Below are 19713 nucleotides of genomic sequence, written 5' to 3'. Positions count from 1 at the left end.
TCGGACGAACCTGTCATCATTGCTGCCGTTAACGAGAATGTTATCGGTGCCCTGTGGGTATCTCGCGGTCGCGCACGAAAAAGGCGGCCCGCGGGCCGCCTTTTGAATTTGCTGCAGGATTGAGCGATCAGGCGAGCGGCACCGCGACGAACCGGGTCGCCTCCGCGTTCTTCACCTGCAACAGCACGCTGCTCTTGCCGGACGATTTGGCCTGCGCCAGCTCGGAACGGACGTCGCCGACATTGGCGACCGCCTTGCCGCCGACATTGAGGATGACGTCGCCGGTCTGGATGCCGTGCTGCGCCGCCGGCCCCTGCGGGTCGACCTCGGTCACCACGACGCCCTTCTGCCCGGCCCCCTGGACGTCGCCAGCCGGCGCCAGGCTGAGGCCGAGGCGCGGCGTGCCGGGGGCCTGCTGCGTCTTGCCGTCGTCAGCCTTGTCGCCTCCTTTGGCTTGCCGCTCGTTCGGCAGTTCGCCGAGCGCGAGCGTCACCGTCTTGGTGTCGCCCTTGTGGACGACGTCGAGCTTCACGGACGTACCCGGCGCCAGCGTGGCGATGGTGCGGGCGAGATCGCGGGAGTCCTTGATCGCGGTGCCGTTGACGGCGGTGATGACGTCGCCCGCCTCGATGCCGGCCCTCGCCGCCGGGCTACCATCCTGCGGGTTGTCCACGATCGCGCCGCGTGCCGCCTTCAGGCCAAGACTATCGGCGATCTCCGCAGTCACCGGCTGCACCTGCACGCCGAGCCAGCCGCGGGTAACGGCCCCCTTGTCCTTCAGCTGCGCGATGACGAGCTTTGCGGTCGAGGCCGGAATGTCGAAGCCGATGCCGACCGAGCCGCCCGACGGCGAGAAGATCGCGGTGTTCACGCCAATTACGTTGCCGTTCATGTCGAAGGCCGGACCGCCGGAATTGCCCTTGTTGATCGGTGCATCAATCTGGATGAAGTCGTCATAGGGACCGTTGCCGATGTCGCGGCCGTTCGCCGAGACAATGCCGGCGGTCACGGTGCCGCCGAGGCCGAAGGGATTGCCGACCGCAACCACCCAATCGCCGATCCGCGCCTTCTGGTCAGCGAATTTGACGAACGGAAAGTCCTTCTTGCCGTCGACCTTGATCAGCGCGAGATCGGTCTTCGGATCAGTACCGACCACTTTCGCGGTGTAGATCGTGCCGTCGTCTGTCGTCACCTGCACGGACTCGGCATGGTCGACGACATGGTTGTTGGTCACGGCATAACCGTCGGCCGAGATGAAGAAGCCGGACCCCTCGCCCGTGATCATCTGGTGACGCTGGCGCGGCATGCCGTTCATGCCACCCGGAAAGCGGAACCCGAACTCCCGCGAGAACTGGTCGAACGGGGAATTCTCGTCCTGATCCATCCGGTTCTGTTGCAGCATTGCGCTCTTGTCGTTGTCCTGGTCGATCTTCACCCGGACCGAGATGACGGCCGGCTTGACCTTGCTGACGAGGTCGCCGAAGCCCGGCGGCGTCGCAGTCCCCTCAGCGGCCTGCGCAGGCGAGATCAGGGAGGTGACGCCGAACGGCGTTGAGGCCGGAGAGGCAGCCAGCACGGCGATGCCAAGCGCGGCCACGGTGCCAAGCAGCGCCAGCCGACGCGGCTTCAGAATTGTACGGGTCTTGGTGGTGTCGGAATTGACGCGATCGATCATGTCGAAATGTCCATGTTGGGTAAGTCGCCCTGCACCCAACATGGACGTCGTCACCTTACGGCGTCCCGTCCACGCGATTAAATCTTGGCAAAGAAAGGTGCGTCCAGCGGACGCAGGCATGATCCTCGCGGTGCATTTGATGCAGCTCAACGCGAGCCCTGCGCGCCGTGAAAAGCTGGACAAATCGAATGATGTCCATTGGAGGCGCCGCCATGTACAAAGACATTCTCGTCCACGTCCCGACCGAGCGGCCGATGCGCGCCGTGGTCGATGGCTCGATCTCGCTCGCAGCCAACCTCAATGCCCATGTCGATGCTGTCGCGATCGGCTATGTCGCAAGCAGCGCGGCTTATGTGATGGAAGGCGGCGCTGCCGTAGCGGCCGTGTTCGAGATGGAACGCGAGCGCGCGGTTGAGCGGGCCGAGGCGGCGCTTGCGGTGTTCAAGAGCGAAGCGGCGCGCGCCGACATTTCCTACACCTGTCGTGCGCTCGGCGCGATTCCGGTGGACGCAGCCGGCTCGCTCGGCGAGATGGCGCGGCTTCACGACCTCAGCGTCGTGCTTCAGCCGGATCCCGAGCAGGTCTCGTTCGACAACGACGTGCCCCGCGAGATCCTGTTTCAGGCCGGTGGCCCGGTCCTGTTCCTGCCCTATACGTTCCGCGGAGCCTTCAAGGCGAACCGGATCGGGATCTGCTGGGACGGCAGCCGCGTCGCGGCGCGCGCGTTGCGCGATGCAGCGACATTTCTGGCGCGCGCCGAGCAAATCGTGATCATTGCGATCAACGAGGCTGAGACCGTCCCCGGCGACGTCTCGGCGAACAATCTCGCCAAGCATCTCGGACGGCGCGGCCTGTCGACCCGTGCCGTCAGCCTGTCGGCCACGCGCGCCGATATCCAGCCGACCATCCTGTCACTGGCGGCTGACGAGAACCTCGATCTGCTGGTGATGGGCGGGTACGGCCACTCCCGCCTGCAGGAGCGCTTTCTCGGCGGCGTCACCCGCGCCATGCTGGAAGCCATGACGATCCCGACGCTTATGTCGCATTAGCGAAGGCGGAACGGTCACACCCTTACGCTGCGGCAGGGGCCTCCCATGCCGCGGCTGCAACGGCATCGTCCTCGCGTTGTGCATTGCACGCATCAAAATGCGCTTTCAGCGCCATCTCGGCGAGATATTCGAAATGCTCGGCTTGGCCTAGCAACTGCCAGTTCTGGAGCGGCCGATAGGCCGCCTGCTGACGACAGAGGGACGCCAGCGCGCGGTAGCGACGTACGTTTTCCATCAGACCCTCCCTCGTACTCACTCGGGCTTATTGCCCTCATTTACGTCACGCCGATGGCAGTTGTGCAAAACATTTTTTGAGCGCACGGCCGCCCAACTCAGGTTAACTTTTTTTAAAGGCGCAGACGCGCGATAGTTCCTGTCGGCGAACCGATCGTGGAACTTGCAGTGCAATTTTATGCGTAGCGGCGGCGTTCGACGTTGATGCCGATCAAATTCGAATACTGTTCGATTGGTTCGGGCCGCCCGATCAGATAGCCCTGCATCTCCTCGCAAGCCTCGCGCTCCAGGAAGGCGCGCTGCGCCTCCGTCTCCACCCCTTCCGCGACGACCGGAATGTGCAGGGCGTGAGCGAGACTCAGAACCGCGCGGACGATCTCGGCCGATTGCGGCGTTGCCTCGAGGTTCAGAATGAAGCTGCGATCGATCTTGATCTTGTCGAACGGAAACGACTGCAGATAGGACAGCGATGAGTACCCTGTCCCGAAATCATCCATCGCGATGCGGATGCCGAGCGCCTTCAGCCGCCGCAGCAGATTGAGCGCGCGCGTGAAATCGCCGATCAGCACGCCCTCAGTGATCTCGACCTCGAGGCGCATCGGCGCGAGCCCCGTCTCCAGCAGGATCTGGTGGATGGAGCGCTCGAGGTCGCCGGCCTGGAACTGGATCGGGGACAGGTTGACCGCAACCTGCAATGGCCGCGGCCACGACGCCGCCTCGCGGCAGGCCTCACGCAACACCCATTCACCAATCTCGATGATCTGCCCGTTCTCCTCGGCAAGCGGAATGAACTGGTCGGGTGGCACAAAGCCCCGCATCGGATGGTTCCAGCGCAACAGCGCCTCGAAGCCGATGATTTCTCCGTCCATTCGCGCCTGCGGCTGGAAGTAGACCTGAAACTGGTTCTGCTCGAGCGCGTGACGCAGATCATGCTGCAACAGCCTGCGATCGCGCAGCTCGCGGTCCATCGCGGTTTCGAAGAAGCAAACCCTGGCCCGGCCCTCGCGCTTGGCGCGATAGAGCGCCGAATCGGCGTTCGCAAGCAGGGTCGCCGCATCGACGCCATCGTCCGGATAGACCGCGATGCCGACACTGAGGCCGACATGGGAAAGATAATCGTCGACCTCGAGCTCTTTGCCGATCGTCTCGACCAGACGCTCGGCGAGCGAGAGCACGTCTTCACGCCTGATGTCATCGGGCATCAGGATCATGAACTCGTCGCCGCCGATGCGGGCGACGAAAGCGCAATCGGCCTCCGCGACAAGACGATCGGCGGCCGCCCGCATCATCATGTCGCCGACGGGGTGACCGAACACGTCGTTGACATCCTTGAAGCGGTCGAGATCCAGGCTGAGGACGGCAAAGCTGGTCGAGGCTTCCTGAGCCCGCTCGAGCCGCTCGTCCAGCGCCGCGTTGAAAGCGCTGCGGTTCGGCAGGTCGGTCAACGCGTCATGGTGAGCGAGATGACTAATCCGCGCTTCGTTCGTGATCCGCTCGGTGACGTCCTCGATCACGCCGACCAGATATTGTGCTGCGCCGTTGCTGTCTCTGATCAACAGTTTGCGCGAATTGACGACGCGATCGTGGCCCTTGACGCCGACCTCGAGCACATGCCCTTCCAGGAACATCGGGGTGCCGCTGTCGACCACACGTCGGTCCTGCTCGCTGACGACGCGGGCAATGTCGTCGGGAAAAATCTGCTCCGGGGTCCTCCCGAGCATCTCCTCGCGGGGTATGCCGTAATAGTCTTCGCCGGCCCGGTTGAGCAGGATGTACCGCGAATCCTTCGCGTCCTTTGCGAACACCGCGATCGGGATGTTCTCGATGATGCTGTCGAGAAATTCGCGCGCGCGCAACAGGTCCTGCTCGGCGCGCTTGTGCGTCTGCTCGAGCTCCTCGATCATCAGCTTGATTGCGCGGTCGGTGCGCCGGCGATCGCCGTCGCTCTCCTCATAAGCCGCGCTGACAAGCTCGCCGAGCCTGGTCAGGTCGACCTGCCCGGACTCGTCCGTCGCCTGCCTGATCTGCCTTGCCAACAGGCGATGCGTGGTCACGCTGCCGCCTCCGCGATCATCGTGACCGTCATGGTCTGGTTGTGCAACTCGCAGCGACCGGAGGCCACCGGAGGCGCGATCTCGCCGTAAGAATAGAAGCCGATACGGGTGACGTCGTCGCCGAGTTCGGCGGCAACCGCGTCGAGCTCATCCTGCGTGCGCTGCCCCATGACCTTGCGACGGCCGGTGCAGCTCACCAGGATCGCAAGCTTGTCGCCTGCGATCTCGTCTGCAAGTGCGCGGCGCGCCTGCCGGCCCGCTTCGCCCGCGCCTGCCGCGAGACTGTCGAAATTGGCGCGCATCAGCTGTGCGGTGCACCCTTCCGGAATGTCGGCCGCAAACGTCAGCGTGCGGGCACTGTGGTCCACGGCGAAGACGGAACGCACGATCTGCCGGTCGGGCTCGGACTCGTCGTGGATACGCAACGGAAACGCAAGGCCCGAGCCGGGCATCGCCGCGACCTCTTCCTCGCCGAGATACCGCGTGTAGAGATCCAGCGGCGGACTGCCGTCGAGTTCCTCGACCACCGGGCCGTTCGACTTCGTCACCTTGCGCCGTGGGCCGAACACGTCCCAACCACCGGCGCAGCCATGCGTGAAACGAAAGGAATTGCCATAGAATCCGACTGCAGCAACGCGGTTCTGCAAAGGCTCACCATCAGCCCCCACCAATGTCTGCTCGAACTGAGCACCGTCGCCGGCAAGGCCGCCGGTGACGGGCAAATTCGGCCCGAGCAACTCGGTCAGGCCGGCAAGCAGCTCCGTGCCGTTCACGCTCAATCCGTCGGACAGAACGAACAGCCCCGCCAGCCTCCGCCATCACCTGGCGGGCGAGACGGGCGCCGCAAGCCCGCGACGTCTCGCGCGATTCGATGACTTCGTTCACCACTCGCACCTGCGTATGCGCGAAACGCAGGGCCACAGCGACCACTTCATCGTCACTGATGTCGTCGCCATGGATCTGTCCACCGGTGCTGCATCCCACGATGTGACTATCGGGATAAAGACCACGCAGCTCGCGATAGCGCGCTCCGCTGGCCAGCGCCTGCCGACTGCCGAAATAAAGCACGAGCTGGGCAGGCTCGCGCAGGGCGTTCGCTCCGCGCCAGCCATGAGCTGCATTCCAGTGACGATATTGAATCTGCATCCCACACTCTCTGCAGTCCTTGAACCACAGATTGTGTCGCGGCGCATTGCGCCGCCGTTAATCGGGCACCTGCTTCACGACCGTTGGTTACCCCGGCATGAAGGCTGTTGCCGATTTGCGATCGATTCTCCGTAGGACCGCGGGGAACTGTCCCGTGCACGCGCAATGCGTCCGTAATCTAGCGGGCCCGCACGCGTTCGCCGGCACGTCCCGGCTGCACGGAACTTTCGCGCGGAACCCGGCCGGACTCTGCCGCAACGCGAATGGCAGCGATGTTGTCGGCATAGTCGGCGTTGCTCTTGCCCCGAAACACAGCGGAACCCGCCACAAGCGTATCTGCGCCTGCGGCGGCAACCGCCGCCGCATTGTCGCGCGTGACGCCGCCATCGACCTCGAGCCGGATCGGCCGCTCGCCGATCATGCTCCGCAGCCGCGCGATCTTCTCGAGTTGGGATTCGAGGAAGGACTGGCCGCCGAAGCCCGGGTTGACCGTCATCACCAGCACCAAATCGAGACGATCGAGCACATATTCGATCGCGCTTTCGGGCGTCGCGGGGCACAGGCTGACACCCGCCTTCTTGCCGAGCGCACGGATCGCCTGCAACGAACGATCGAGATGCGCGCCCGCCTCGGCATGCACGGTAATGACATCGGCTCCCGCCTTCGCGAACGCGTCCAGATAGGGATCAACAGGTGCGATCATCAAATGCACGTCGAAGGTCTTCTTCGTCAGCGGCCGGATCGATTTGATGACATCGGCGCCAAAGCTGATGTTCGGAACGAAGTGCCCGTCCATCACGTCGCAATGGATCCAATCGGCCCCAGCTGTGTCAATCGCGGTCACCTCTTCACCGAGGCGCGCAAAATCAGCGGCCAGGATCGAAGGAGCGATGATGATCTCCCGGGTCATGGCTTGACACTCCGCGCGTCAGCGCCGCCGCTGAAGACGCGGCTCGCCAGGACATCAGCGGGATCAATCGTTTCAAGATCGGCGACATCGAGCATGCGATCAAGATCGGACACCAGGCGATCGGCCTGCCGCAGGCGGATGCGGTCGACAGCATTGCGGATCGAGCGCGCGTTGGAGAAGAACGGCTGCGTCCGGCGCAATGCGATGTACCTCTCAAAAGCCTCGCGAGCCGCCTTCGAGAAGCGATAGCCGCGCTCTTTCAGCATCAGCTCGGCGATCACCAGCAGCTCGGCTTCCGCATAATCCGGAAACTCGATGTGATGAGCGATGCGCGAGCGGAAACCGGGATTGGAAGCGAAGAAGCTCGTCATCCGCTCGCCGTAGCCGGCGAGGATCACGACGAGGTCCTCACGCTGGTTCTCCATCACCTGGAGCAGGATCTCGATCGCCTCCTGGCCGTAGTCGCGCTCGTTGTCGGGGCGGTGCAGGTAATAGGCCTCGTCGATGAACAGCACGCCTCCCATCGCCTTCTTCAGGATCTCCTTCGTCTTCGGCGCGGTGTGGCCGATATATTGCCCGACGAGATCGTCACGCGTCACCGAGATCACCTGCCCGCGCCGCACAAAGCCGAGGCCGTGCAGGATCTTTGCCATGCGCAGCGCCACCGTGGTCTTGCCGGTGCCGGGATTTCCGGTGAACGACATGTGCAGTGTCGGTGGCGCCGATGCCAGGCCGGCGCGCTGCCGGATGCGTTCGATCAGCAGCAGCGAGGCGATCTGGCGCACGCGGTTCTTGACCGGCTTGAGCCCGATCAATTCCTGCTCGAGCTGTTGCAGCGTGTCGGTAATCCCGGCAGCCTCGGCCTCCTTGCGGAGATCGAAACTGGTCTCGTTGCTTTCTGCGGTCGTCGCGTGGGGAACGTCGAGCATCGGCACCTCGAAGAAAAGAGCTTCGCCGCGGGGGAAGCGGCGAAGCAGTGGTCCGCCAAGGATACGGAGCAGGGAGCGCTCCGCGCGGAGAAGAATGGCTATTGCGGGGCGTGAGTGGCCACCTTGCGAACCGTGCTGTACCGGATCGCGCGGCCGCCGACCTCCTGCCGCACCAGCTCGAACTCGGCCTCCTGCGGCGGGCGGTTGACCAGGAAGGAGATCCGCACCGATTCCCAACCGTGGCTGGAATCGAATCCGCTGATGCGGATGTAGCGGTCGCCATACACCCTGCGGCACTCCGCGAGCTCCATCATCACGCCGGCGGCGTCCTGGAGATCGAACATCGGCAAACCCCACATCTCCCAATAGGTATTGCGGGGATGCGGATCATCGGTGAATTCGATGTTCACCGCCCAGCCGTTGCCAAGGCAGTACTGCACCTGCTTGGTGATCTGGTCGTCGGTGAGATCAGGCAGGAACGAAAAGCAACCCTGAGTGAGTTTCATGCTGCGTCTCCTCAAACGGTTTCGAGCGCGGTCGGCACGAAGTCCGGCGTGTCGGTGGATTGATAGTTGAAAGTCACGTCCTTCCAGACCTCGAGCGCCGACTTCAGCGGCGTGCAGGTCTGCGCCGCCTTGGCGAGGATCTCCGGACCCTCGTGGACGTAGTCACGCCCCTCGTTGCGGGCGAGGATCATGGCTTCCAGCGCCACGCGGTTGGCGATCGCGCCGGCCGCAATGCCCATGGGATGACCGATGGTGCCACCGCCGAATTGCAGAACGACGTCCTCGCCGAGCAGATCGAGCAGCTGATGCATCTGGCCGGCATGGATGCCGCCGGACGCCACCGGCATCATCTTGTTCAGGCTCGCCCAGGACTGGTCGAAGAACAGGCCATGCTCGAGCTTGGTCGGATTGAAATCCTCGCGGCAGACGTCGTAGTAGCCGCGCGTGGTGTTGGGATCGCCTTCCAGCTTGCCGACCACCGTGCCGGCATGGATGTGGTCGACGCCCGCGAGCCGCATCCACTTGGCGATGACGCGGAACGACACGCCGTGGCTCTTCTGCCGCGTATAGGTCGAGTGACCGGCGCGATGCAGATGCAGGATCATGTCGTTGCGGCGCGCCCACTTGGCCATCGACTGGATCGCGGTGTAGCCGATCACGAGGTCGATCATGACGATGCACGACCCGAGCTCCTTGGCGAATTCGGCGCGCTCGTACATGTCCTCCATCGTGCCTGCAGTGATGTTCAGGTAGGTGCCTTTCACCTCGCCTGAGGCTGCCTGCGCGCGGTTCACGGCCTCCATGCAATAGAGGAAGCGGTCGCGCCAGTGCATGAAGGGCTGTGAGTTGATGTTCTCGTCGTCCTTGGTGAAATCGAGTCCGCCCTTCAGCGCCTCGTAGACGACGCGGCCGTAATTGCGGCCCGAAAGCCCGAGCTTCGGTTTGACCGTTGCGCCCAGCAGCGGCCGGCCGAATTTGTCGAGCCGCTCGCGCTCGACCACGATGCCGGTCGCCGGCCCCTGGAACGTCTTCACATAGGCAACCGGGAAGCGCATGTCCTCCAGGCGCAGCGCCTTGAGCGGCTTGAAGCCGAACACATTGCCGATGATGGACGCCGAGAGGTTCGCGATCGAACCGGGCTCGAACAGGTCGAGGTCATAGGCGATATAAGCGAAATACGAGCCCGGCGTGCCCGGCACCGGATCGACGCGGTAGCACTTGGCGCGATATTTCTCGGCCGCCGTCAGGCGATCGGTCCAAACCACCGTCCAGGTCGCGGTCGAGGATTCGCCGGCCACGGCCGCTGACGCCTCGATCGGGTCGACACCTTCCTGCGGCGTCACGCGGAACAGCGCGATGACGTCGGTGTCCTTCGGCGTGTATTCGGGCTCCCAATAGCCCATGCGCGCGTATTCCATCGTGCCCGATCGATAGCGCTCCTTGCCGCGGACGGTTCCTGCATGTGCATTCATGGCTCTCTCCTGCTCTTCTCTCTCTGAATGATTAGGCTGCGACCGGCTCGCGCGCGCCGGTGCGCGGATCGAGCTCGCCGGTACGGTAGCGCCGTGCCATCTCACTCAAGGGAACGACCTTGATCTTGCTGGCGTTGCCCGCAGTGCCGAACTGCTCGAAACGGTCACGGCATAGCTCGCGCATTGCGTCCATCGCGGGTTTCAAGAACTTGCGCGGATCGAACTCGGAGCGCGATTGCGCAGCCACTTTCCGAAACACTGCGGTCATCGCCAGGCGGCAATCGGTATCAATGTTGACCTTGCGCACGCCGCTTTTGATGCCACGGACGATTTCTTCGACTGGCACGCCCCAAGTCTGCGGCATCTCGCCGCCGAACTGGTTGAACATGTCCTGCAGCGGCTGCGGCACGGAGGATGAGCCGTGCATCACCAGATGCGTGTTCGGCAGCCGGCGGTGGATCTCCTCGACCACCCGCATCGCCAGGATGTCACCGTCGGGCTTGCGACTGAACTTGTAAGCGCCGTGCGAGGTGCCCATCGCGATCGCGAGTGCATCCACCTTGGTGGCGCGGACGAAATCGACGGCCTGGTCGGGATCGGTCAGGAGCTGGTCGTGGCTGACCTTGCCCTCGACGCCATGCCCGTCCTCCTGCTCGCCGCCGCCATGCTCGAGCGAGCCGAGCACCCCGAGCTCGCCTTCGACAGAGGCGCCGGTCCAATGGGCGAGATCGACGACGCGGCGGGTGATGGCGACGTTGTAGTCGTAATCCGCCGCGGTCTTGGCATCGGCCTTGAGCGAGCCGTCCATCATCACCGAGGTAAAGCCGTGGGCAATGGCGGAGGCACAGGTCGCCTCGTCATTGCCGTGGTCCTGGTGCATGCACAGGGGGATGTCGGGATAGGTCCGCTCCAGCGCGTCGATCATGTGCGACAGCATGAGATCGCCGGCATAGCTGCGCGCGCCGCGCGAGGCCTGGATGATCACCGGCGCGTCGACCTCGGCCGCCGCCTGCATGATCGCGATGCCTTGCTCCATGTTGTTGATATTGAACGCCGGCACCGCGTAGCCATGGCCGGCGGCGTGATCGAGCAGTTGGCGAAGGGTGATACGGGCCACGAAGAGTCCTCCTGTTATGGCTTGCGGGCGCGGGCGATTGCCCGGCGGGCGGCTTCGGCAACGCTTTGCGGCGTGATGCCGAATTCCCGGTAGAGCACCGGCGCCGGCGCCGAGGCGCCGAAGCCGCGCATGCCGACGAACTCGCCGTCAGCGCCGATCCAGCGATGCCAGTCGCCAGCGACCGCGGCTTCGATGCCGACCCGGGGCGCGGCGCCGAGAACGGTCGCGCGATAATCGTCCGGCTGCTCCTCGAACAGCGCGAAGCACGGCGCGGACACCACAGCCGCACGAACGTGCTCGGTCGCGAGCAGGCGTGCAGCTTCCAGCGCGATCGAGACTTCCGAGCCCGTTGCCATCAGCGTGACATCGCGGCCGCCGTCCGGCGAGACGATCAGATAGGCACCCCGCGCAACGCGATTCCTGCCGCGGACGTCGCTGCGGAAGGTCGGCAGCGCCTGACGCGATAGACAAAGCACGGAAGGACGATTCTTCGCTTCGAGCGCGCAGTCCCAGGCCTCCAACGTCTCGACCGCGTCTGCGGGGCGGAACACTAGCAAGTTGGGAATGACGCGCAGCGCCGCGAGGTGCTCGACCGGCTGATGCGTCGGGCCGTCTTCGCCGAGCCCAATGGAATCGTGCGTCATCACATGGATGACGCGCAGCCGCATCAGGGCCGCGAGGCGGATCGCCGGCCGGCTGTAGTCGGAGAATGCGAGGAACGTGCCGCCATAGGGAATGAAGCCACCGTGGAGCGCGAGGCCGTTCATTGCGGCGGCCATGCCGTGCTCGCGGATGCCGTAGTGAATGTAGTCACCGGCGAATGCATCACGTCGGACGGGCGCTTGTGCCTTGGCATGCGTCAGGTTCGAATGGGTCAGATCAGCTGAGCCGCCGACAAATCCGGGGATCGTTGTCGCGATGCCGTCGAGCACCTGTTGCGAGGCCTGCCGCGTCGCGAGCTTGGGGCGCTCGGTGGCAAATCGCTCGCGCAATTTCGCCGAGGCCTGGGCATAGGCGTTCGGCAGGGCAACCGGCTTGCCCTCGATGAACAGCTCGCGTTGCTCCGGTGTCGCATCTTCATAGCGGTCGAGCCAGGCGAGACGCTCGACCTGCCCGCGCTGCCCAATCATTCGCCACGCCTTCGCGACGGGAATCGGCACGACGAAAGGTTGGTAGTCCCAGCCCAGCGTCCGCCGCGCTGCTGCGGCCTGCTCGGTGCCGAGCGGCGCGCCATGCGCCTTCTCGGTGCCCTGCCGGTCCGGCGCGCCGTAGCCGATGATGGTGCGACAGGCGATCAGCGACGGTTTTGCAGTGTCGCGCTCTTCCGCGATCGCCTGCGCAACGGCTTCGGGGTCGTGTCCGTCGACGCGCCGCACCGACCAGCCGGACGCAGCAAAGCGCGCGAGCTGGTCATCGGATGTCGCAAGCGACGTCGGCCCATCGATGGAGATGCCGTTGTCGTCGAACAGCACGATGAGGCGGCCAAGCTTGAGATGGCCCGCGAGCGAGATCGCCTCCTGGCTGATGCCCTCCATCAGGCAGCCGTCGCCGGCGATCACATAAGTGAAGTGATCGACGAGGCCATCGCCATGACGCGCGTTGGCCATGCGCTCGGCGAGCGCCATGCCGACCGCCGTTGCAATGCCCTGTCCGAGCGGACCGGTGGTGGTCTCGACACCAGGCGTGTGGCCGTATTCCGGATGGCCCGGTGTCTTCGAGCCCCATTGCCGGAAGGCCTTGATGTCGTCGAGACTGACATCGCCGCCGGTCAGATGCAGCAGCGCATAGAGCAGCATCGAGCCATGGCCCGCCGACAGCACGAAGCGGTCGCGATCCGGCCAGTTCGGGTGCGCCGAGTCGAATTTGAGGAAGCGCGAGAACAGCACGGTCGCGACGTCGGCCATGCCCATGGGCAGGCCGGGATGTCCGGACTGCGAGGTCTCGATGGCATCGACCGCGAGGAAGCGGACGGCGTTGGCGAGATCACTGTGCGCGACTGCCGTGAGGTCGGCGTCGGCATGAACCGAGATATTCATCAGATCCTCCAATTGTTGGTCTTGCGGATCACTTCAGGCTCCGCTTGCGCTCGATCAGCTGCATGATCAGCGGCGTCAGGATCAGCTGCATGGCCAAATCGAGCTTCGCACCCGGGCAAACGATCGAGTTCGCGCGCGACATGAAGCTGTGCGGCAACATCGACAGCAGATAAGGGAAATCGATGCCCCGCGGGTTCTTGAACCGGATCACGACCATCGATTCGTCCGGCGTCGGGATCCAGCGCGCAATGAACGGATTGGAGGTGTCCACCGTCGGCACGCGCTGGAAGTTGATGTCGGTCTCGGTGAATTGCGGGCAGATGTAGTGGATGTAATCCGGCATCCGCCGCAGAATGGTGTCGGTGACGGCCTCGGTCGAATAGCCGCGCGCGCTACGGTCACGGTGCAGCTTCTGGATCCATTCCAGATTGATGACGGGCACGACGCCGATCTTGAGGTCGGCATAGCGCGCAACATTCACCCTGTCCGTGACGACGGCCCCGTGCAGGCCCTCGTAGAACAACAGGTCCGAGTTCTCCGGCAGCCGCTCCCATTCGGTGAAAGTGCCGGGGGCCGCGCCATGCAATGCGGATTCCTCGGCATCATGCACATAGTGCCGCGTCGTCGCGGAGCCCGTCTCGCCGTAGTCGCGAAAGGCCCGCTCGAGTTCCTCGAACAGATTGGTCTCGGGGCTGAAATGGCTGAAGTGCTTGTTGCCGCGCTCGGCCTCCGTGGCCATCTGTGCGCGCATCTCGGCGCGGTCGTAGCGATGAAAGGCGTCGCCCTCGATGTAGACGGCGTTGACCTTCTCGCGGAAGAAGATCTGCTCAAACGTCTTCTTGACCGAGGTCGTGCCGGCGCCGGAGGAGCCGGTGATCGAGATAATCGGATGCTTCCTGGACATGGGTCACCTCCCTCACAGCCGGAAGAAGCCGCGACGCGCGAACAGCGGTGCGGAGACGCTGGCAACCAGCAGCGGATCACAATGCAGTTCGGCGACGCGCCGCACCTCATTGCTGGAACCCATGATCAGCGGCACGCGCTGGTGCAGGGTTTGCGCTGAGAGATCGAGGATGCGCTCGCGGCCGGTGGAGGCCGAGCCGCCGGCCTGCTCGATGATCATGGCCATCGGGTGCGCCTCGTAGACGAGACGCAGGCGGCCGTCGCCGTAGCCAGGCCGCGCATCGGACGGATAGAGGAACACGCCGCCGCGGGTCAGGATGCGATAGGCTTCCGCCACCAGCGAGCCGATCCAGCGCATGTTGAAATTGTGGTTGGCGGGCCCGTCGACACCGGCGAGGCACTCGTCGACAAAGGCTCGCACCGGTGCATCCCAATGGCGGCGGTTGGAGGCGTTGATTGCGAACTCCTCGCTGGCCTCGGAGATTTGCACGCCGCTCCGCGCCAGACGGAAACAGCCGGACTTGCGGTCGAGGGTGAAGATGTCGACACCCTCGCCGAGCGTCAGCACCAGCGAGACCTGCGGACCATAGGTGATGAACCCTGCCGCGAGCTGCGCCGACCCGCGCTGATGGAAGGCGAGGGAGAGATCATCGAGCGAAGGCAGGATCGAGAAGATCGTGCCGACGGTCATGTTGATGTCGATGTTGGAGGAGCCATCCAGCGGGTCGATCGCAACGCAGATCTTTGCTTCGCGGTCGCAGATCTGAGGCTCGCGCATCTCCTCCGAGGCGAGCGCGGCGATCGGCTGCCTGCTCAGGCAGCGGCGCAGGATCGCATCGGCCTGCACGTCGAGATCGCGCTGGACGTCGCCGTCGCTGTTGCGGCCCGTGGTCAGGCCCGAGGCATCCGCAAGATCGCCGGTGGCGATGAGGTCGGCGATCTCGATCGCAGCCGCCGCGATGGCATCGACTGCAGCGGCCACCGCCAGCGCGTGTGGCGCCGTCTCGGAATACCGTTGAAGGTGGTCATCCAGCCTGAGTTGCCCGGTCATCTGCGTTCATCCCCTTGCGGGCGCCGCATCCAGTTCCCTCCCCTCTGGAGGTCGGTGCGGTCAGTCCCGGCATCAGGAGATTGACAGGGCGCACTTAATAAGGAAAATTTCTAATCATAATGAGTGTCAAAGATTTTTCTTATAATGGACCCGGCCATGCGGCGGCCCAGCTCCGGCATCTGACGATCCGGCAGCTGCGGTCGCTTGCGGCACTGTCGGCCAAGGGCAGCGTCACCGCGGCGTCGACCCAGCTCGGGCTGACGCAGCCGGCCGTGACCCAGCAGCTCCGGCAGCTTCAGGACCTCGCCGGCCTGCCCTTGGTGCAGCGGACCGGCGACGGCATGCTGTTGACCGAAGCAGGCCGCGAGGTGCTGGCGCTCGCCGAGCGCGTCGAAGCCGCGATCACGGACTGCCAGGGCGCGCTTGACCTTCTTGCCGGGAAGACCGGCGGCACGGTGCATCTTGGCGCAGTGTCGACCGCGAAATATTTCGTGCCGCACGCGATCGCGGCCTTCTCCAAGCGCTCACCGAAGATCGAGATCAAGCTCACCATCGGCAACCGCGAGGAGATCCGCGAGGCCATGCACGGCTACGACCTCGACTTCGCGGTGATGGGTCGGCCGCCGGCCGATGTCAGCGTCGACGTGCGTCAGCTCGGGCGCAATCCGCACATCATCGTCGCACGCAAGGGTCACTGGCTGGAAAAGGATTCAGGCCTCAGCCTGACCGATCTCGTGCACGAGACCTTCCTCACCCGAGAACCCGGCTCGGGCACGCGCACGCTGATGGAGGGGATGTTCCAGAAGTCGGATCTCGAGCCGATCATCGGCATGGAGATGAGCAGCAACGAGACCATCAAGCAGGCGGTCATCGCAGGTCTCGGCATCGCCTTCATCTCGGCACACACAGTTGCGCACGAACTGGCGGAAGGCCGCCTGATCGTGCTCGACGTCGCGGGCCTGCCGATCGTGCGGCAATGGTACGTGATCCGCCGCAGCGACAAGGTGCTGCTGCCGCCGGCGCAGGCGATGTTCGACTTCCTCGGATCGGAAGGCTCGAACTATCTGCCCGAGGTGCCCGATTTCGGCGAGCGATAGCAAGCCGGCGTTCAGACCATCAGCTTCATCGCGACCGTCGCCGCCAGAATGAGGATGATCTGGAGCAGACGCTCTGTCGTGAAGATGCGGTTGAAGGTCGCCATCGCTTGCCCCGGCCATCGTGGAGATTCGGGCAAGTTGCTAGCACACGGACGCAGCGGGGCAACTCCGTAGTCGCCACGGACTCCGCGCGCGACCAGATCACCGGAACCCGAGATGTTTCGAACGATTCAAATCCGACATTCAGGAATTGCTGAGCGCGCGACTTGTTCATGCACGCAGTGACTTCGCGTGCACGGATGCTCCTTGCCCGCATCCGGCCGCATCCTTGGGGAATCGGGCAAGCTTTGAAGTGTGAGGGAGGGCGCGATGAACTGCATCGCAGCCGACGGACGCACGGTGAGGGTTCAGGCGAGCTACCGATTCTGATCGTTTGACGTCAGCGATCCCTTCGCTGACGTTCGCGTCGGATGGTTAATGCTCAGGCAGCGAGCGGAGCAGCGTAGTCCACCCGACCGGCGAAATAGGCTTCGAGCTCCGACAGCGCGCGGGCTTCCCACTCGCTGGCCTGCTCCAGCAGTGACCAGCGCTGGCCCGGCCGAAACGCCGCGGTCTGGCGATAGAGCGATGCGATGCCGCGGTAGCGGCGCACGTTCTCAAAGATGGCCTGTCCGTTGATCTGGCCGTTCATGTCGAAAACTCCCTCGTATTCCCGCGGGAGAAATTGCGGCCAAATCTTTTTCGAAAAGTTAGCGGCGCGATCCAGGCGCGCGGATGGTTGCCCGAGTGTTGCGCGAGCGCAACGGCCGATGGCACACGCCTTGTTTATTGCGAATTCGTTGCCGCGCTCTCGCCTGACGACTTCAACCTGCCGCGGCTGTTGATCGTCATGCTCGCGCGGCAGAGATCGGCAAGGCCGATCAGCAGCACGGCGAGCAGGCAGAACAAATTGATGGAATCAGCGTTCGCGCTGGAGAGCGCCGTGAACTCGAAGAAGGGCGGCATGAACGCCCACCATACCAGCGGAATGGTGAGCAGCGCGGCGAACATCGCTGCCGGCACGCCCGCGACGATGCCGAGCACGAACAGGCTGGGCAGGAACGCCGCGAAATAGAGCTTTGCACCGAGCGCGACGCAGACGCCTTGAAGCGCAGCCGATGCTGCGACTACGATAAATCCGAGCAGAAATGCCTGCCACGACCATGGCCGTACCCGCGGTACGCCATACAGTCCCGCACGCCTCATAAGGCCTCCCCTGCCGCCGTTAACCAGGCTGCTTGCGACCAAAGTACTACAGAAGCAGGGAATCTGCGAGGTGGAAATTGCCTCCTCCGTGCCGCCGTCTCCGCCGCTTGGTAAACAGCGACGGCACACAATCGTACCGCTATTCGGTTACCGCGTAGATCAGGCTTGCGACCGGCAGCGCAAGGCCAATGGCCGAGGCCAGCGTCCAGCCGCCTTGCGCGAATGCCCAGGCGCCGAGCCCGGATCCGGCGGCGCCGGCCGCGAAGAACGTCGCCATATAGAGGCCGTTGAGGCGGCTGCGGTGCTCGTGCCCGAGCACGAAGATCGCGCGGAAGCCGAGCACCACATTGCCCTGCACGCCGAAATCGATCGCGATCGCCGCCACGACGAGGCCGGCGAGATTGAGCGCCGAGCCGGCCACCCCGACATGGGTCACCAGGAAGCCCAGGGCAACGAACAGCATCGCGGCGAGCGTGGCGATGCGGCTGTGGCCGCGATCGGCGAGCCGTCCTGCGATCGGCGCCGCGAACACGCCGGACACGCCGGCGAGCGCGAACAAGGCAATGCCGCGCTGGGTGAAGCCGAACTGACTGACGAGCTGCAGCGGCACCACTGTCCAGAACAGCGTGAAGGCGCCGAACAGGCCGGCTTGGTAAAGCGCGCGGCGGCGCAGCAGCGGTGTGGTGCGCACCAGATGCGGCATCGACAGCAGCAGCGCGCCGTAATGCATGCGCGCCACCGGCCTGCGCTTCGGCAGCGTGAGGCGCAGCACGATTGCGAGGACGATCATCAACGCCGCCGAGCAGAAGAACACCGCATGCCACGACGAGGCCGCGGTGACGAAGCTCGACACCGGGCGCGCCAGCATGATGCCGAGCATCAGGCCGGTCGAGACGTTGCCGACGACGCGGCCGCGAACGGCTTCCGGCGCCAGATGGGCGGCATAGGGGATGATGATCTGCACCGCGACCGAGCCGAGGCCGATGAACAGTGCTGCGATCAGGAACGGCAGCGCATGGGTCGCAAACGCGGCCGCGAGCAGCGCCGCCGCGCCGAGCGCGATGACGGTGCAGATCAGCGCGCGATTCTCGACGAGATCGCCGAGCGGCACGATGAAGAGCAGCCCGGTGCCGTAACCGATCTGCGTCATGGTCACGATCAGGCCTGCGGCCGCATGCGACAGGCCGAGCGCGGCGCTGATCGGGGCGATCAGCGGCTGGGCATAGTAGATGTTGGCGGCGACCATGCCACAGGCCGCGGCCAGCACGAAGGTCAGTCGTCGCGACACCGCATCCGTCTCCGGCGCGGTCTCGATGGTGGCATTCATCGTCATTCCAAACACTCCGACAAGTCATAAACTCCACATATAGGAAACGCTCGTTTCCTAATTTGACAAGAATTCAAGCCAGCAGCCTCATCGCGACGCCGACCAGGCGGTCGCCGTTGAGCGGCAGCCGCGCCTTGCCGACAACACGCAGGCCCTGCGTCAGGCAGATCATCAGCCGCGCGGTGTCGTCGGCTTCGACATGGCGAGGGATCGACCCGTCGGCGTGTCCTTCGCGAATGAGGCCGGCGATGAAGCTCTCGTTGGTCTTGAGCTGCGCCGTGACACGCGCGCGCATCGCCGGATCGACCGCCGACAGCTCGACCGCACTGCCGACCACGATGCAGCCGCGTCGCCCCTCGCTGCCCTGGGAGTGCTCGACATAGGACAGCAGCACGTGGCGCACCTGCTCGCGGCCATTCGCGCCGCGCGCAGCCGCGTTGCGGGTCTGCTCCCGGCGCACCGCGGCGTAGCGCTCGAAGGCCGCCAGGAAGACGGCATGTTTGTCGCGAAACGCCTTGTAGACGCTGCCAGTGGCAAGCCGCATCGCCGCCGTGAGGTCTCCGATCGAGGTGGCATGATAGCCGCGCTCGCAAAACACCCGGATCGCGCCGTCCAGTGCGGTGTCCATGTCAAACTCCCGGGGACGGCCGGGTGGATGGGTCGGGTCGGATTTTCGGGCAGCCTTTTGCATTGCGGGATAATAGGGAATGATCGTTTCCAAATAAAGACACGTGGTTGTGATTGGGGATGGAGCGCCGTGTCCCGGCTCTCTTAGAGTGTTCTCCAAATGACGCTGTCGTTTCCCGCGAAGGCGGGGAATCCAGTACGCCGCGGCCTTTCAGCTCAATCCCAACCGCCTCTGGAATACTGGATCGTCCGGTCAAGCCCACGGCTGTCCGGTTTAGGTTTGAGGAAGACTTAGGCACATCTGCCGCTGATCTTGGACGGTCGGCGGCGGGGCG

General features: G+C 64.4%; 19 protein-coding genes. 2 read left to right on the top strand and 17 right to left on the bottom strand.

Annotation, left to right across the window (positions count from 1 at the left end):
* Positions 1-127: 127 nt before the first annotated feature.
* Positions 128-1675 (bottom strand): Do family serine endopeptidase, encoded by a 1548-nt coding sequence (locus JQ587_RS06560; protein WP_212424767.1) that lies wholly within the window; start codon positions 1673-1675, stop codon positions 128-130.
* Positions 1676-1887: 212 nt separating this feature from the next.
* Here JQ587_RS06560 and JQ587_RS06555 point away from each other — a divergent pair, with 212 nt between their 5' ends.
* Positions 1888-2724 carry a universal stress protein gene (locus JQ587_RS06555; RefSeq protein WP_212297656.1) on the top strand — a complete coding sequence of 279 codons (837 nt, stop codon included), beginning with the start codon at positions 1888-1890 and terminating at the stop codon, positions 2722-2724.
* 22 nt (positions 2725-2746) lie between these two features.
* On the opposite strand, the gene JQ587_RS06550 is transcribed toward JQ587_RS06555, so the two are convergent.
* From JQ587_RS06550 to JQ587_RS06495, 12 genes are all read right to left on the bottom strand, one after another.
* The gene (locus JQ587_RS06550; RefSeq protein WP_212297655.1) at positions 2747-2959 is read right to left on the bottom strand and encodes a hypothetical protein; all 213 of its coding nucleotides are present in this window, start codon (positions 2957-2959) and stop codon (positions 2747-2749) included.
* Positions 2960-3134: 175 nt separating this feature from the next.
* Positions 3135-5012, bottom strand: coding sequence for a putative bifunctional diguanylate cyclase/phosphodiesterase (locus JQ587_RS06545; RefSeq protein WP_212424766.1), 1878 nt, complete (start codon positions 5010-5012; stop codon positions 3135-3137).
* A complete protein-coding gene (locus JQ587_RS36865) occupies positions 5009-5785 on the bottom strand; it encodes an FIST signal transduction protein (protein WP_212424765.1) in 777 nt (258 codons plus the stop codon). Before JQ587_RS36865 ends, JQ587_RS06545 begins: the two co-directional genes overlap by 4 nt.
* Entirely contained in the window at positions 5670-6158 is a 489-nt protein-coding gene (locus JQ587_RS37130; protein WP_212424764.1) for an FIST N-terminal domain-containing protein, read from the bottom strand. The genes JQ587_RS36865 and JQ587_RS37130 overlap by 116 nt, the downstream gene beginning before the upstream one ends.
* 178 nt (positions 6159-6336) lie before the next feature.
* The gene (rpe, locus tag JQ587_RS06530) at positions 6337-7068 is read right to left on the bottom strand and encodes a ribulose-phosphate 3-epimerase (protein ID WP_212424763.1); all 732 of its coding nucleotides are present in this window, start codon (positions 7066-7068) and stop codon (positions 6337-6339) included.
* Positions 7065-7997, bottom strand: coding sequence for a CbbX protein (cbbX, locus tag JQ587_RS06525; RefSeq protein WP_212424762.1), 933 nt, complete (start codon positions 7995-7997; stop codon positions 7065-7067). Before cbbX ends, rpe begins: the two co-directional genes overlap by 4 nt.
* A 98-nt stretch (positions 7998-8095) precedes the next feature.
* Complete coding sequence (locus tag JQ587_RS06520) at positions 8096-8503, bottom strand: ribulose bisphosphate carboxylase small subunit (RefSeq protein WP_212424761.1); 408 nt, start codon at positions 8501-8503, stop codon at positions 8096-8098.
* Between the two features lie 11 nt (positions 8504-8514).
* The gene (locus tag JQ587_RS06515; protein ID WP_212297649.1) at positions 8515-9975 is read right to left on the bottom strand and encodes a form I ribulose bisphosphate carboxylase large subunit; all 1461 of its coding nucleotides are present in this window, start codon (positions 9973-9975) and stop codon (positions 8515-8517) included.
* A gap of 31 nt (positions 9976-10006) precedes the next feature.
* Positions 10007-11092, bottom strand: a complete 1086-nt coding sequence (gene fba / locus JQ587_RS06510) for a class II fructose-bisphosphate aldolase (RefSeq protein WP_212297648.1) — start codon at positions 11090-11092, stop codon at positions 10007-10009.
* Positions 11093-11106: 14 nt separating this feature from the next.
* Positions 11107-13128: a transketolase gene (tkt, locus tag JQ587_RS06505; protein WP_212424760.1), complete on the bottom strand. Its 2022-nt coding sequence runs from the start codon at positions 13126-13128 to the stop codon at positions 11107-11109.
* A 28-nt stretch (positions 13129-13156) separates the two neighbouring features.
* Complete coding sequence (locus JQ587_RS06500) at positions 13157-14032, bottom strand: phosphoribulokinase (protein ID WP_212297646.1); 876 nt, start codon at positions 14030-14032, stop codon at positions 13157-13159.
* Positions 14033-14044: 12 nt separating this feature from the next.
* On the bottom strand, positions 14045-15082 hold the full coding sequence (locus JQ587_RS06495; protein ID WP_212297645.1) for a class 1 fructose-bisphosphatase: 1038 nt from the start codon (positions 15080-15082) through the stop codon (positions 14045-14047).
* Between the two features lie 119 nt (positions 15083-15201).
* On the opposite strand from JQ587_RS06495, the gene JQ587_RS06490 reads away from it, so the two are divergent.
* The gene (locus JQ587_RS06490) at positions 15202-16179 is read left to right on the top strand and encodes a LysR family transcriptional regulator (RefSeq protein ID WP_212297644.1); all 978 of its coding nucleotides are present in this window, start codon (positions 15202-15204) and stop codon (positions 16177-16179) included.
* 481 nt (positions 16180-16660) lie between these two features.
* Here the strand turns inward: JQ587_RS06490 and JQ587_RS06485 are convergent, their stop codons facing one another.
* From JQ587_RS06485 to JQ587_RS06470, 4 genes are all read right to left on the bottom strand, one after another.
* Positions 16661-16870, bottom strand: coding sequence for a hypothetical protein (locus tag JQ587_RS06485; protein WP_212297643.1), 210 nt, complete (start codon positions 16868-16870; stop codon positions 16661-16663).
* A gap of 134 nt (positions 16871-17004) precedes the next feature.
* Positions 17005-17424, bottom strand: a complete 420-nt coding sequence (locus JQ587_RS06480; RefSeq protein WP_212424759.1) for a DUF4118 domain-containing protein — start codon at positions 17422-17424, stop codon at positions 17005-17007.
* A 139-nt stretch (positions 17425-17563) separates the two neighbouring features.
* Positions 17564-18757, bottom strand: coding sequence for an MFS transporter (locus JQ587_RS06475; RefSeq protein WP_212424758.1), 1194 nt, complete (start codon positions 18755-18757; stop codon positions 17564-17566).
* A gap of 67 nt (positions 18758-18824) precedes the next feature.
* On the bottom strand, positions 18825-19442 hold the full coding sequence (locus JQ587_RS06470; RefSeq protein WP_212424757.1) for a TetR/AcrR family transcriptional regulator: 618 nt from the start codon (positions 19440-19442) through the stop codon (positions 18825-18827).
* Positions 19443-19713: the final 271 nt, after the last annotated feature.

It is taken from the genome of Bradyrhizobium manausense, from assembly GCF_018130615.1.
GTDB lineage: Bacteria > Pseudomonadota > Alphaproteobacteria > Rhizobiales > Xanthobacteraceae > Bradyrhizobium > Bradyrhizobium manausense_A.
This window is presented reverse-complemented; position numbering and strand designations above follow the sequence as displayed.

Coding starts and splice junctions, on each gene's coding strand:
- JQ587_RS06555 (WP_212297656.1), top strand. CDS start 1,888: ATGTACAAAGACATTCTCGTCCACGTCCCGACCGAGCGGCCGATGCGC.
- cbbX (WP_212424762.1), bottom strand. CDS start 7,997: ATGCTCGACGTTCCCCACGCGACGACCGCAGAAAGCAACGAGACCAGT.
- JQ587_RS06515 (WP_212297649.1), bottom strand. CDS start 9,975: ATGAATGCACATGCAGGAACCGTCCGCGGCAAGGAGCGCTATCGATCG.
- JQ587_RS06490 (WP_212297644.1), top strand. CDS start 15,202: ATGAGTGTCAAAGATTTTTCTTATAATGGACCCGGCCATGCGGCGGCC.
- JQ587_RS06560 (WP_212424767.1), bottom strand. CDS start 1,675: ATGATCGATCGCGTCAATTCCGACACCACCAAGACCCGTACAATTCTG.
- JQ587_RS06475 (WP_212424758.1), bottom strand. CDS start 18,757: ATGACGATGAATGCCACCATCGAGACCGCGCCGGAGACGGATGCGGTG.
- JQ587_RS06500 (WP_212297646.1), bottom strand. CDS start 14,032: ATGTCCAGGAAGCATCCGATTATCTCGATCACCGGCTCCTCCGGCGCC.
- JQ587_RS37130 (WP_212424764.1), bottom strand. CDS start 6,158: ATGCAGATTCAATATCGTCACTGGAATGCAGCTCATGGCTGGCGCGGA.
- JQ587_RS06520 (WP_212424761.1), bottom strand. CDS start 8,503: ATGAAACTCACTCAGGGTTGCTTTTCGTTCCTGCCTGATCTCACCGAC.
- rpe (WP_212424763.1), bottom strand. CDS start 7,068: ATGACCCGGGAGATCATCATCGCTCCTTCGATCCTGGCCGCTGATTTT.
- JQ587_RS06495 (WP_212297645.1), bottom strand. CDS start 15,082: ATGACCGGGCAACTCAGGCTGGATGACCACCTTCAACGGTATTCCGAG.
- tkt (WP_212424760.1), bottom strand. CDS start 13,128: ATGAATATCTCGGTTCATGCCGACGCCGACCTCACGGCAGTCGCGCAC.
- JQ587_RS06550 (WP_212297655.1), bottom strand. CDS start 2,959: ATGGAAAACGTACGTCGCTACCGCGCGCTGGCGTCCCTCTGTCGTCAG.
- JQ587_RS06485 (WP_212297643.1), bottom strand. CDS start 16,870: ATGAACGGCCAGATCAACGGACAGGCCATCTTTGAGAACGTGCGCCGC.
- JQ587_RS06480 (WP_212424759.1), bottom strand. CDS start 17,424: ATGAGGCGTGCGGGACTGTATGGCGTACCGCGGGTACGGCCATGGTCG.
- JQ587_RS06470 (WP_212424757.1), bottom strand. CDS start 19,442: ATGCAAAAGGCTGCCCGAAAATCCGACCCGACCCATCCACCCGGCCGT.